General features: G+C 72.0%; 6 protein-coding genes. 5 read left to right on the top strand and 1 reads right to left on the bottom strand.

Features of this window, described 5'->3' with window-relative positions; genetic code table 11:
• The first annotated feature begins 44 nt into the window (after positions 1-44).
• The 4 genes from AB0H83_RS17690 (at position 45) to AB0H83_RS17675 (ending at position 11,138) form a co-directional block, all read left to right on the top strand.
• A complete protein-coding gene (locus AB0H83_RS17690) occupies positions 45-1,997 on the top strand; it encodes an MFS transporter (protein ID WP_360094339.1) in 1,953 nt (650 codons plus the stop codon).
• Between the two features lie 241 nt (positions 1,998-2,238).
• Positions 2,239-4,866, top strand: coding sequence for a glucosidase (locus AB0H83_RS17685; protein ID WP_360094336.1), 2,628 nt, complete (start codon positions 2,239-2,241; stop codon positions 4,864-4,866).
• The gene (locus AB0H83_RS17680; RefSeq protein WP_360094333.1) at positions 4,863-6,779 is read left to right on the top strand and encodes an amylo-alpha-1,6-glucosidase; all 1,917 of its coding nucleotides are present in this window, start codon (positions 4,863-4,865) and stop codon (positions 6,777-6,779) included. Before AB0H83_RS17685 ends, AB0H83_RS17680 begins: the two co-directional genes overlap by 4 nt.
• Before the next feature lie 489 nt (positions 6,780-7,268).
• Positions 7,269-11,138, top strand: a complete 3,870-nt coding sequence (locus AB0H83_RS17675) for a ThuA domain-containing protein (protein ID WP_360094330.1) — start codon at positions 7,269-7,271, stop codon at positions 11,136-11,138.
• A gap of 176 nt (positions 11,139-11,314) precedes the next feature.
• Here the strand turns inward: AB0H83_RS17675 and AB0H83_RS17670 are convergent, their stop codons facing one another.
• Positions 11,315-12,613, bottom strand: a complete 1,299-nt coding sequence (locus AB0H83_RS17670) for an MFS transporter (RefSeq protein WP_360094327.1) — start codon at positions 12,611-12,613, stop codon at positions 11,315-11,317.
• A gap of 517 nt (positions 12,614-13,130) precedes the next feature.
• Here AB0H83_RS17670 and AB0H83_RS17665 point away from each other — a divergent pair.
• The gene (locus tag AB0H83_RS17665; protein WP_360094324.1) at positions 13,131-13,838 is read left to right on the top strand and encodes a DUF2795 domain-containing protein; all 708 of its coding nucleotides are present in this window, start codon (positions 13,131-13,133) and stop codon (positions 13,836-13,838) included.
• The last annotated feature ends 167 nt before the right edge of the window (positions 13,839-14,005 follow it).

The following is a 14,005-nucleotide window of genomic DNA, read 5'->3' as shown; positions in this document are numbered from 1 at the left end:
CCCATCACCCGCCCGTGCCGGTCACCGCAGCAGAGCGAGGAGCCATGTCCGACCAGAACCCGCCCGGCAACCCGGGCACCAACGTCACCGTGGCCCTGAGCGGGCTGCTGACGGGCATGTTCGTCGCCGCGATCTCCTCCACGGTCGTGGTGACCTCGCTGCCGGTGATCGTCCCCGAGCTCGGCGGCGGCCAGGCCTCCTACACCTGGATCGCCACCGCCACGCTGCTCGCCATGACGGTCTCGACCCCGATCTGGGGCAAGCTCGCCGACCTCTTCGACCGCCGGCAGCTCTTCGAGGCCGGCATCGCGCTGCTGGTCATCGCGTCGCTCGTGGCCGGGCTCGCCGACAACCTCAACCTGCTCATCGCGATGCGGGTCGTGCAGGGCGTCGGCGCCGGCGGCCTGGCCGCGCTCAGCCAGATCATCCTGGCCGACATCATCAGCCCCCGCGAGCGCGGCCGCTACGCCGGTCGCATCGGCGCCGCCCTGACCAGCGCCAACATCCTCGGCCCGCTGGTCGGCGGGCTGATCACCGACACCGCCGGCTGGCGCTGGAACTTCTATCTCGTGCTGCCGGTCGCCGTGGCCGCGCTGATCATGGTCCGCCGCTCGCTGCACCTGCCGGCCCGGGAGCGCAAGGCGGTCACCGTCGACTACGCCGGCGCCACCCTGATCAGCGCCGGCATCGGCCTGTTCCTCATCTGGCTCACCGCCGGCGGCGCCGAGTTCGGCCGCACGTCCACCGTCGGCTGGCTGCTGCTCGCCGCCGCCGGTGCCTGCCTCGGCTGGGCGGTCCGGGTGGAGCTGCGCGCACCGTTCCCGCTCATCCCGCCGGCGATCTTCCGCGACACGACGGTGAGCCTGTCCGTCGTCGCGAGCCTCGCCACCGGCGCGGTCATGTTCAGCTCGCTGGTGTACCTGCCGCAGTACTTCCAGTTCGCCCGCGGCGCCTCCGCCGTCATGTCCGGGCTGATGACGATCCCGGTGATGCTCGGGCTGATGGTGTCCACGACCGTGGTCGGGCGGCTGATCACCCGGTCCGGCACCTGGAAGCCGTACCTCATCGGCGGTGGCGTGCTGCTCGTCGTCGGCGTCGGGTGGCTCGCCCAGCTGCGCGCCGACACCCCGTACGCCACGGTCGCCGCCGGCATGCTCCTGCTCGGCGCGGGCGTCGGGGCACTGCTGCAGAACCTCGTCGTCATCACCCAGAACGCGGTGTCACCCGCGAACATCGGCGCCGCGACCGCGGCCGTCACGTTCTTCCGCAGTCTCGGCGGGGCGATCGGCATCGCGGCGCTCGGCGCGTTCATCCAGACCGGGGTGGCCGAGCGGGTCCGCCACGACGCGGCCACGCTGCCGTCGGCGCAGCGGCTCGTCCTCAACGCGCGGCTGGACCAGGGCGGCATCCTGGACCCGGGCCAGCTGCCGGACCGGCTGGGCCAGATCGCCGCCGGCGCGTACGGCACCGGCGTCGGCGCGCTGTTCCTCATCCTCGTCGCGGCCGCGTTCGTGGTCCTCGCCGCCGTGGTCGCGCTGCCGCCGGCCGCGCTGAGCCGGGCGACCGCGGTGCAGGCGTCGGCGGGCCAGCCCGTGGCCGCGGACAGCCGCGGCGGCCGCCGCTGGCACGGCGACACGTTCCTCTGGACCGGCGACACCATCCTGCTGCCCGTGGTCGCTCCCAGCCCCACCAGTTCGCCCGCCGGCGCGCCCGGTGAGCGGCGGCCCGACCGCGGGGTGGCCACCGTCGGCGACGGCTGGCACCGTGCGACCCGGCGCCAGGCCGCCCCCTCCTGGGCGGCAGAGACCGCCGAGTGGCCCCTGGTGCAGATTCCCGGATCCGACCCGTACGAGGGATACCAGCCCCCTGAACCCGCCCACCAGTACGCGATCCGGCACGGTGGCGTCAGCCTCGGTCCGCGGGCCGTCGAGTCCCGGGGCGCCGCGCCGACCATCGCCGTCCCGCGCGTGTTCCGGGCCAGCGCCCGGGTCGAGTGACCGCGGCCGAGTCATGCGGGGCAGGTGACGCCCCGGCACACCGGCAGATGATGCGCTGGCGGCATGAGCGGGCCGGAGCGGAGCGGAGGGCTGCGAGTCATGGGTGCAGGGTGGGGCTCAGGCCGGCGCCGGAGCGCAGCGGAGGGGACGGCATGAGCGGGCCGGAGCGGAGCGGAGGGCTGCGAGTCATGGGTGCAGGGTGGGGCTCAGGCCGGCGCCGGAGCGCAGCGGAGGGGACGGCATGAGTAATCCGGAGCGGGAGCGGGTGGCGGCGTTCGGGCGGCCCGAGGACGGGCTCGCCGACGCCAGCCCCTGGTACCGGTGGGGCCCGTACCTCAGCGAGCGGGCCTGGGGCACCGTCCGCGAGGACTACAGCGGCGCCGGCACGGCCTGGGAGGCGTTCCCGCACGAGCACGCGCGGTCCAGGGCGTACCGGTGGAGCGAGGACGGCCTGGGCGGCATCTGCGACGCCGAGCAGCGCCTCTGCTTCGCCCTCGGCCTGTGGAACGGGCAGGACCCGATCCTCAAGGAACGCATCTTCGGGCTGACCGGCAACGAGGGCAACCACGGCGAGGACGCCAAGGAGTACTGGTGGTACCTCGACGCCGTGCCCAGCCACGCGTGGCTGCGCTGGCGGTACCACTACCCGCAGCAGGCGTTCCCCTACGAGCACCTGGTGAACGAGAACCGCCGCCGCTCCCGCGAGGAGCCGGAGTTCGAGCTGCTGGACACCGGCGTGTTCGACGGCGACCGGTACTGGATCGTCGAGGCCGACTACGCCAAGGCCGACCCCGACGACCTGCGCATCCGGGTACGACTGACCAACCCCGGCCCGGACGCGGCGACGCTGCACGTGCTGCCGACCGTCTGGTTCCGCAACACGTGGTCGTGGGAGGCGGGCCGGCCCAAGCCCCGCCTGGCCGCCGCCGGCGACGCCGCGATCGCCGTGGAGCACGAAAGCCTCGGACCGATGGTGCTGCAGGCCGCGCCCGGCCCCGACGGCGCGATGCCGCGGCAGGTGTACTGCGAGAACGAGACCAACGCGCCGCGGCTGTTCGGCAGCCAGCCGGCCACGCCGTTTCCGAAGGACGGCATCAACGACCACGTGGTGCACGGCGCCGCCACCGTCAACCCGGAGCGGGAGGGCACGAAGGCCGCGTTCTGGTACGAGGTCACGGTCCAGCCCGGCGAGACGGCCGAGCTGTCGCTGCGCCTCGCGCCGCAGGCCGACCCGAAGGCGTTCGGCCCGTCGTTCGAGCGGGTGCTGCGCAAGCGGCGCACCGAGGCCGACGCCTTCTACGCGGCGCTGACCCCGGCGGGGACCAGCGCCGAGGACGCCATGATCATGCGGCAGGGGTTCGCCGGCATGATCTGGGGCAAGCAGTTCTACAACTACGACGTCGCCCGCTGGCTCAACGGCGACCCGGCGCAGCCCCCGCCGCCGCCCGGCCGGCAGCAGGGCCGGAACGCCCGCTGGCGGCACCTGGACGCCTCCGACATCATGTCGATGCCGGACCCGTGGGAGTACCCGTGGTTCGCCGCGTGGGACTCCGCGTTCCACGCCGTCGCCCTGGCCCACCTCGACCCCGCGTTCGCGAAATACCAGCTGGTGCTGCTGTGCCGGGAATGGTTCCAGCATCCCAACGGCGCGATCCCCGCCTACGAGTGGGCGTTCGAGGACCTCAACCCGCCGGTGCAGGCGTGGGCGGCCATGCAGGTGTACCAGATCGACGGCCGGCGCGACACGGCGTTCCTGATGCGGGTGTTCTCCAAGCTGGTCCTGAACTTCACCTGGTGGGTCAACCGGGAGGACGCCGAAGGCCGCAACCTGTTCCAGGGCGGCTTCCTCGGCCTGGACAACATCGGCCCGATCGACCGGTCGCACCTGCCGCCGGGGTACCGGCTGGAGCAGTCCGACGCGACGGCCTGGATGGCGTTCTACTGCCTGAACCTGCTGGAGATGGCGCGGGAGCTGGCGAAGCACGACCCGGCGCTGGACGACCTCGTGGTGAAGTTCCTGGAGCACTTCGCGCTCATCTCCGAGGCGATGCGCACCAACGACCTGTGGGACGAGCAGGACGGCTTCTACTACGACGTGCTGCGCGCCGCCGACGGCTCCAGCATGCCGCTGCGGGTCCGTTCGATGGTCGGCGTCATCCCGCTGTTCGCCACCAAGGCGCTGCGCCAGGAGGAGTTCGCACGGGTACGCCGGCTGTCCAAGGGCTTCGCCGAGATGCCCGAGCATCACGTGCTGGGCGGCGCCGGCGGCGAGGAGGACCTGGTCGCCGTGGGCGTCGCCGCGCACGGCCGGGCCCGGCGGATCCTGCCGCACCTGTTCGACGAGGACAGTTTCCTGTCGCCGTACGGGCTGCGGGCCCTGTCCCGCTGGCACGCCGAGCACCCGTTCAGCGTCGAGCTGCCCGGCTGGACGGCGACCGTCAGCTACGAGCCGGCGGAGTCCAGCACCGGCATGTTCGGCGGCAACTCCAACTGGCGCGGCCCGCTGTGGATGCCGCTGAACTACCTGGTGCTGCGCACCCTCGAGGACTACCACGCCAACATCGGCGACTCGGTGAAGATCGAGTACCCGACCGGTTCGGGGCGGCAGTACACCGCGGGCGAGATCGCCGAGGATCTCCGGCAGCGGATGCTGTCGCTGTACCGGCGCGGCCCCGACGGTCGCCGGCCCGCCTTCGGCTGGGTGGACCGCCTGCAGCACGACCCGAACTGGCGCGACAACCTGCTGTTCTACGAGTACTTCCACGCCGACAACGGCGCCGGCCTCGGCGCGATGCACCAGACCGGCTGGACGGGGCTGCTCGCCGAGCTCGTCGCGCGCCCGTCGGCGCTGCCGGGGGCACGGCGATGATCAGCTTCGGCCGCCAGCTGTGCGGCGACCTCGAGGCGGCCTCCACCCGCGAGTGGCTGGTCACCGACGGGCTGGGCGGCTACGCGATGGGCACCGTCGCCGGCCTGCGCACCCGCCGGTACCACGGCCTGCTCGTCGTCGCGGCGCCCGGCGGGGCCTCCCGGATGCTCGGCCTGGCCGCCGTCGACCCGGTGGTCCGCGCCGGGGATCGGGTGTTCCGGCTCGCGGCCGACGAGTGGGCCGGCGGCGCCGTCGACCCCGCCGGGCACGTCCACCTCGCGGAGTTCCGGCTCGAGGACGGCGTACCGTCGTGGCGCTGGGACCTCGGCGACGTGGTGCTGCAGCGGGAGCTCGCGATGGCGCACGGCCGGCCCGCGGTCGGCGTCGTGTTCCGCGTCCTGCGCGCCCCGCGCCCGGTCATCCTGGAGCTGACCCCGCTGTGCACGTGGCGCGACGCGCACGGCGAACGCCATGGCGACGGCGAGCCGCGGGTGACCCCGGTCGCCGACGGGTTCGAGTTCGAGGGGGCGTACCGGGTGAGCGGGCCGGACTGGCGGCCCGGCGGCGAGTGGTACCGCGGCGTGCACACCCGGCAGGAGGCCGCCCGCGGCCTGAACGCCGTCGAGGACCTGTGGGCCGCCGGCTGGTTCACCGCCGAGCTGGCGCCCGGCGAGAGTGCCTCGATCACCGCGGCCGCCGCCGGCGGGACGCACCCCGGCGGTGACCTCGGCGGTGTGCTGCCGGGCGCGACCGGGATCGTTGCCGCTGCCCGGGACCGGGCCCGCGCGCTCGCCCGGCTCGCCGGCGCCACCGACGACACCGGCCGGCAGTTGGCCGTCGCCGCCGACCAGTTCATCGTCGACACGCCCACGGGCCCGTCCGCGATGGCCGGCTATCCGTGGTTCGGCGAGTGGTCCCGCGACCTGATGACGTCCTTCGAGGGGCTGCTGCTCACCACCAACCGGCACGACGACGCGCGGCAGGTCCTGCTGCGCGCCGGCGCGACCGTGTCGGAGGGGATGCTCGCCAACACCGCCGACACCGGCACCCTGGAGTACAACACCGCCGACGCCGCGCTGTGGTTCCTGCGCGCGATCGACCGGTACGCCGCCGCGACCGACGACCTGGACACCGTCGCCGGGCTGGCCGGTGCGATGGCCGACATCCTGCGCTGCCACCAGCGTGGCACCCGGTACGGCATCGCCGCGGACCCGGCCGACGGCCTGCTCACCCAGGGCAAGCCCGGCTACGCGCTGACCTGGATGGACGCGCGGGTCGGCGGGGAGCCGGTCACCGAGCGGCAGGGCAAGGCCGTCGAGATCAACGCTCTGTGGATCGAGGGTCTGGCCACGACCGGGGCCCTGTTCGACCGGATCGGCCGGCGCAACGACTGGGCCGCCGCAGCCGCCCGCGCCGCCACCTCGTTCGAGCGGCGCTTCCCCCGCCCCGACGGCGGCGGCCTGTACGACGTCGTGGACGGCCCGGGCGGCGACGACCCGTCCGTGCGCCCGAACCAGCTCCTGGCTGTGGCGTTGCCGCATGTACCGGCGGCGGACCGGCGCACCGTCGAGGCCTGCCGGGCGGCGCTGCTGACCTCGGTCGGCCCGCGCTCCCTCGCACCCGGCTCGCCCGGGTACCAGGGCACGCACCGGGGCGGGCCGGCCGAGCGTGACCGCGCCTACCATCAGGGCACCGTCTGGCCGTGGCTGATCGGCCCGTTCGTCGACGCGGCCCGGCGGGTGGGCGCCGACACCGACGGCGTGCTGGACGGCCTGGAGCTGCACCTGTCGGAGTGGGGCCTGGGCTCGGTGTCCGAGACGCTGGACGGCGACGCCCCGCACGCCGCCACCGGCTGCCCGTTCCAGGCATGGTCGGTCGCCGAGCTGCTGCGCGCCCGCGCCGTACTGCGTTGATCCCGGGCCGCCTGTGCCGCCGCCCCGGGGGCGGTGCAGGCGGCCTCCGCCGCCGCCGTACCCATCGAGATGTGCACGGAAGTCGATGAACCGTTGCCAGGTGGTGGGGAGTCTGCTTAACTGGTCGGCACCTCGATGAGAGAGCGCTCTCTGACGAGGTGGAAGGAGTAAACCCCCGCCCCGGTCCGGCCGCCGCCGCCAACGGCACCGGGCCCGTCACCAACCCCCGACAGCGGCACCCAGCGGCACCCGCGGCCTTCGGCGAGGCGGCGTGGCCTGCCGCGACCTCGGCGTGCCGTCCACCCGCGTGGCAGCGACGCCCGCGCGACATCACCGACACATCCCCATCCACCCGCCGGCGCGGGCGGCGGCGACGCCGTGCCCGCACGCCGGGGCCCGACCGCGGGGTCACCCGACCGCGGCCCAGAGATCTGACGTGATCGGCGCACGTCGTTCGCTGCTTTCTGCGTTAGAGAGGTGCAACCGATCATGTTCCGCAGAGTGCTGCTCTGCGTCGCCCTCGTGCTGGCCGGAGCGGGCTTCAACATCGCTCCGGCGTTCGCGGCCGACTTCTCGGTGCTGATCTTCAGCAAGACCGCGGGGTTCCGGCACGACGCGATCCCGGCGGGCATCGCCGCGATCCAGCAACTGGGCGCGCAGAACAACTTCACGGTCGAGGCGACCGAGGACGCCGGCCAGTTCACCGACACCAACCTCGCCAGGTTCAAGGCGGTCATCTGGCTGTCCACCACCGCCGACGTCCTCGACGCCAACCAGCAGGCCGCGTTCGAGCGGTACATCCGCGCCGGCGGCGGCTACGTCGGCGTGCACGCCGCCGCGGACACCGAGTACGACTGGCCGTGGTACGGCAACCTCGTCGGCGCCTACTTCGCCAGCCACCCCGCGATCCAGCCGGTCACGGTGCGCATCGAGGACACCGCCCACCCGTCCAACGCCGGCATCCCGGCGAACTGGAACCGCACCGACGAGCTGTACAACTACCGCACCAACCCCCGCTCGCAGGTGCACGTGCTGGCCAACCTCAACGAGGCCACCTACAGCGGCGGCACCATGAACGGCGACCACCCGATCTCCTGGTGCCGCCCCTACGACGGCGGTCGCTCCTGGTACACCGGCCTGGGCCACACCATCGAGAGCTACAGCGAGGCGAACTTCCGCACCCACCTGCTCGGCGGCATCAGGTACGCCGCGCAGAACCTCGGCAACTGCACGGTGCCGGCCGCCGCGGGCACGTTCAGCCAGGTGAACCTCGCCAAGGGGGCGGCGGAGACCGGCGAGCCGATGGGCCTCACCGTCCTGCCCAACCGCGGCGTGCTGCACACCTCCCGCGACGGCGTCGTGCGGTACACCGACGTCAACGGCAACACCAAGGTCGCCATGACCCTGCCGGTGTACAGCCACGACGAGGAGGGCATGCAGAGCATCAAGGCGGACCCGAACTTCGCGTCGAACAAGTGGGTCTACATCTACTACGCGCCGCCGCTGTCCACGCCCGGCGGCGACGCCCCGACGACCGGCACCGCGGCCCAGTTCGCGCCGTTCAACGGGGTCAACAAGCTGGGCCGGTTCACCGTCCGGGACGACTACACCATCGACCCGAACTCGCTGGTGACCATCCTTGACGTGCCGACCAGCCGGGGCATGTGCTGCCACGTCGGCGGCGACATCGACTTCGACGCCGCCGGGAACCTGTACCTGTCCACCGGCGACGACACCAACCCGTTCGACTCGGCCGGCTACGCGCCGCTGGACGAGCGGGCCGACCGCAACCCCGCCTACGACGCGCAGCGCACCGCGGGCAACAGCAACGACCTGCGTGGCAAGGTGCTGCGCATCAAGCCGGGCGCGACCGGCGGCTACACCATCCCGGCCGGCAACATGTTCGCCCCGGGCACCGCGAAGACCCGGCCCGAGATCTACGCCATGGGCTTCCGCAACCCGTTCCGGATGAGCGTGGACAAGGCCACCGGGGTCGTGTACCTCGGTGACTACGGCCCCGACGCCGGCACCGCCGACCCGAACCGCGGCCCCGCCGGCACCGTCTCGTTCGAGCGGATCGCCCAGCCGGGCTTCTACGGCTGGCCGTACTGCTCCAACTACAACACCCCGTACAACGAGTACGTCTTCCCGACCGGTCCGTCGCTCGGCCTGTACAACTGCGCGGGCGGCCCGACGAACAACTCGCCGAACAACACGGGCATCACCAACCTCCCGCCGTCGCAGGCCGCCTGGCTGCCGTACGGTGGCGCGGGACCCTGGCGACCCGAGCTCGGCGGCGGCGGGCCGATGGGTGGCCCGGTCTACAACTTCAACCCCTCGCTGGTCTCCGACGTGAAGTTCCCGGCCTCGTACAACGGCAAGGCCTTCCTCGGCGAGTTCACCAGCCGCTGGATCAAGGCGGCCACGCTGAACACCAACGGCACGGCCGGCGCGATCGAGCAGATCCCGTGGTCCGGGACCGCGATCATGGACATGGAGTTCGGGCCGGACGGCGCCCTGTACGTGCTGGACTACGGCACCGGCTGGTTCGGCGGCGACGCCAACTCGGCCCTGTACCGCATCGAGTACAACAGCGGCGGCAACCGGGCCCCGGTCGCCCAGGCCTCGGCCACCCCGAGCGCCGGCGCGGCACCGCTGACCGTGCAGTTCAGCTCGGCCGGCAGCAACGACCCGGACGGCGACGCCATCACGTACGCGTGGGACTTCACCACCAACGGCAGCACCGACTCGACCGCGGCCAACCCGACGTTCACGTACACCGCGAACGGCGAATACACCGCGACCCTGACGGTGCGCGACAGCACCGGCCGGACCTCCACCGCCAGCGTCGTCGTCGGCGTCGGCAGACCCAGCGTCACGCTGGTCACCCCGGCGGACGGGACGTTGTTCAAGTTCGGCGACGCGATCCCGTTCCAGGTGCAGGTGACCGACCCCAACGCGGGCACCGTCGACTGCGGCCGGGTCACGGTCAGCTACATCCTCGGCCACGACAGCCACGGCCACCCGATCACCAGCAAGACCGGGTGCACCGGCACGCTGCAGACCACGGTCGACGGCGAGCACGACGCGGCCGCGAACATCTTCGGCGTGATCAACGCGCAGTACACCCCGGTCAGCGGGGCGGCGGTGCAGGACCAGCACGTGCTGCAGCCGCGGACCCGCCAGGCGGAGCACTACCAGACGATGAACGGCGTGCAGATCGCCGCGAAGGCGACCGCGCACGGCGGCAACGCCGTCGGCTACATCGAGAACAACGACTGGATCTCGTTCCCGACCTACAACCTGGCCGGCGCCACCACCTTCACCGCGCGGGTCGCCTCCGCCGGCGTCGGCGGCACCATCAGCGTGCGGACCGACTCGCCGACCGGCCCGGTGGCCGGCACGGTGCAGGTCACGCCGACCGGCGGCTGGGAGACGTTCGTCGACGTCACCGGCACCATCTCCCCGCCGTCCGGCACGCACCAGCTGTACCTGGTGTTCACCGGCGGCGCGGGCGCCCTGTTCGACATCGACGACTTCACGTTCACCGCCGGCACCACCCAGCCGCCGTCGGCGAACCTGGCGCTGAACAAGCCGGCGACCGCGTCGAGCACCGAGAACGCGTCCTACCCGGCCTCGGCGGCCGTCGACGGTTCGCTGACCACCCGGTGGGCGAGCGCGTTCGCCGATCCGCAGTGGATCCGGGTCGACCTCGGCCAGTCCTACGCCATCGACCGGGTCAAACTGTCGTGGGAGGCGGCGTACGGTTCGGCGTACCAGATCCAGACGTCGGCGGACGGCACCACCTGGACGACGGTGCGTTCGGTGACCGGCGGCGACGGCGGCGTGGACGACAACACCGCGCTCAACGCATCAGGGCGTTATGTGCGGATCAACGGCACCACGCGCGCCACGGCGTGGGGCTACTCGCTGCTGGAGTTCGAGGTGTACGGCGGCAGCACGCCCCCGGTCAGCGGCAACCTGGCGCTGAACAAGCCGGCCACCGCATCCAGCACCGAGGCGGCCGTCTACCCGGCGTCGGCGGCCGTGGACGGTTCGCTGACCACCCGGTGGGCGAGCGCGTTCGCGGATCCGCAGTGGATCCGGGTCGACCTCGGCCAGTCCTACGCCATCGGCCGGGTCAAGCTGACCTGGGAGGCGGCGTACGGTTCGGCGTACCAGATCCAGACGTCGGCGGACGGTAATACCTGGACGACGGTGCGTTCGGTGACCGGCGGCGACGGCGGCGTGGACGACAACACGGCGCTGAACGCCACCGGCCGTTATGTGCGGATCAACGGCACCACGCGCGCCACGGCGTGGGGCTACTCGCTGCTGGAGTTCGAGGTGTACAGCTGATGTGAAGGCCGGGCGCGGGGACCGTCGGCGGTCCCCGCGCCCTGGCCACGTTCCGCCGGGGCGGCGTTCGTGGAGTACGGGAACGGCTGCCGCACTCCGAACGCCGGGGTGTACCGCGCTCGTCAGCGATGCCCGTCTGGCGGCCGCTCGACACGACTGGTGACGGTCTGGAGCGCTCAGGGGGTCACCGGCACCGGCTCGGGGTGGACAGGTGGGGACCACCGGCGCCGTGCACCGCCCAGGGCCATGCCTGCGGCAACGCACGCCGCCGCGGTCAGCGTGCCGGCCAGGACGAGGGTCTGGCGCGGTCCGACCCACTCGGAGAGCCAGCCCAGCAGTGGTGCACCGACGGCTCCGGCGAGCGAGCCGGTCATCGACATGGCGGCCAGCATCCGGCCGCGCATCTCGGTGTGCGTGTCCAACTGCACGCGAGCCGACACTGTCGTGTCGATCAGTACGGCGCCGGCGCCGATCAGCAGCATGACGGTGGCGAAGCTCCACAGTCCGATCGACAGCCCGGAGAAGAGTTGCAGCAGGCTGGTGATCAGCCCGGCGCCGATCAGCGTCTGATAGCCCAGGTTCGATTGGCAGGCCGCGATGAGTGAGCCGATCACCGTGCCGGCCGCGAAGAACATGGACAACAGACCGTAGCCGGACGGCCCGATGTCCAGCGGGCCGTTGCTCATCGCCGCCATGGTCACCTGGTAGTTGCGTCCCAGGCTGCCGAGCACCGTGGCGAGTCCGAGGGTGATCAGGATGACGGGTTGCCGGAGCAGGTACCGCAGACCGGCCCTGACCCCGTGCGCGATCGTCTCGACGTCGTGGGCGGGTGACGGCGGCGATTCGCCGTGCGGCCGTGCGGCCGTCGTCGCAGCGGCACCGTGGCGGGGCCGGATGGCCAGCAGCGCTATGACGACCCCGAGGAAGCTTGCCGCGTTTGCGGCGAAGAGGAGCGCTGGAGCCATCATCGCGGCCGCGATGCCACCCAGCGCCATGCCCAGAATCCGGCCGCACGAGTTGACCAGCGAGCCGAGCGACAGCGCGTTGGTCAGCGCGGCCGGTTTGACGAGCGTGGAGCCGAACCGGCCCATCGCGGGGCCTTCGATGGCGCTGACCACACCGCCCATGGCGCAGATGGCGTACACCGTTGCGAGGCCACCCAGCTGGCTCCAGGTGATGACGGCCAGGAAGACCGCCAATAAGGCATGGAGCAGCTGGGTGCACAGCAGTAGCGGCCGGCCGGGCAGGCGGTCGGCGAGCGCACCGGCCCAGGAGCTGAGCAGCAGCACCGGCAGCGACTGCAGCAGCACGGTCAGGCCCATCAAGCCTGCGGATCCCGTGGTCTGCAGCACGTACCAGTTGACGGCGAGCGACTGCATCCAGGTGCCGCTGACCGACACGAAGCCGGCGCCCATCCAGATCCGGAAGTCGCGCTCGTGCAGCGCTATGAAGACCTTGCGCACGCTGTCGTCCACTTCTGCTCGGTTGGACGACAGCAGCCACCCTGCTCGCGACGTCCGTATGGGCCACCGGCCTTCGGCGACACGTCAAGGCGAGACAGGGCGGCGTTTGCCCGAAACACGCCTTCGGTCCGGATATGTTGCATGTGCCGGAGCGTGCGGGGCACGTCGCAGGGTGGTTTGGTGAAGCAATTCACGTCGCCGCCGGCCGGCAGGAGAGGGCGGTGCCCCGGCCCTGTTGAGGCCGCTGCCTGCAGCGCCGGGTGGGGTGTCGCCGGGCTCGGAGGTGTCGCCGTGCCACATGGCCACCCAACTGGGCGGCGGCCGGCGGGTGGTTTCCTGCGCGGCCAGGGTGCCGGCGAGGTCGCACTCGGCCCACGGCACGCCGTCGGCCGGCATCGCCACTCCATGTGCGTACGGACGGGATGAACGCGGTCCGATACCGCCTGTTGAGCGGCTTGGACGACGCACCGGTGGGTAGCACCCCGCCATGACTGCTAGCGCGATCGAGGTCCAGCGCTACCTCGGCGACGTGGACTATCCGACGGACAAACAGCACCTCGTCGAGCAGGCTCGCGACCACGGTGCCGACGACAACGTCATGCGGACCCTGCGGGAACTTCCCCGTGACCGGTTCGCCTCGCCGAACGATGTCACGCAGGCCATCGGCGAACCGTCGAAGCAGCGCGACATCGTGGAGATCCTGCTCGCCCGGCACAACGAGATCAAGCAGATGTTCACCCGCGTCAGCTCCGCTCAGGGAAAGCAGAAGGAGGAGCTGTTCCACGATCTGGTCAGGATGCTGGCGGTGCACGAGAACGCCGAGGAAGTCGTCGTGCATCCGGCGGCGCGCGACATGATTCCCAACGGCGACACGATCGTCGGCGAACGGCTTCAAGAGGAGTCGGATGCCAAGCGGGCGCTCGCCGACCTCTACGACATGGGGATCGACCACCCGGAGTTCGACCAGCACCTGAGCGTCCTGGCCGAATCAGTGGTGACCCATGCCACGGAGGAGGAGCAGCAAGAGTTCTCGCAACTGCGCACGCATGCCGACCGTGACCGGCTGCGCCGGATGGCGAGCACGTTCGAGGCGGCCGAGGCGGTCGTGCCGACGCGTCCACATCCGGCGGCTGGGGAATCCGGAGCCGTCAACGTGATGGTCGGCCCGCCGATCGCGGTGTTCGACAAGATCCGCGACGCGATGCGCGACTGGCGCAAGCGCAGCGGCGAGGAATGAACGATTCAGCCGGACGTGGTACGTGCGGCATACCGTCCATGCTGGCGCACCTCGTCACTGCCGTACAGCCGCCGTGCCGGACCCGGGCGCTGATCTCGGCCGCCCCGATTCCGGATCCCCGGATCCAGCGCAGCCGTGAGCGGATCATCCTGCAGGGCGAGCTACCC

This window comes from Dactylosporangium sp. NPDC050688, assembly GCF_040654515.1.
In the GTDB taxonomy this organism is placed as follows: domain Bacteria; phylum Actinomycetota; class Actinomycetes; order Mycobacteriales; family Micromonosporaceae; genus Dactylosporangium.
Note: the sequence above shows the minus strand (reverse complement) of the source record. Positions and strands in the feature narration are given on the sequence as shown.

Excerpts from the sequence above, each read along its gene's own strand:
- AB0H83_RS17690 (WP_360094339.1), top strand. The coding sequence starts at position 45 with ATGTCCGACCAGAACCCGCCCGGCAACCCGGGCACCAACGTCACCGTG.
- AB0H83_RS17675 (WP_360094330.1), top strand. The coding sequence starts at position 7,269 with ATGTTCCGCAGAGTGCTGCTCTGCGTCGCCCTCGTGCTGGCCGGAGCG.
- AB0H83_RS17680 (WP_360094333.1), top strand. The coding sequence starts at position 4,863 with ATGATCAGCTTCGGCCGCCAGCTGTGCGGCGACCTCGAGGCGGCCTCC.
- AB0H83_RS17685 (WP_360094336.1), top strand. The coding sequence starts at position 2,239 with ATGAGTAATCCGGAGCGGGAGCGGGTGGCGGCGTTCGGGCGGCCCGAG.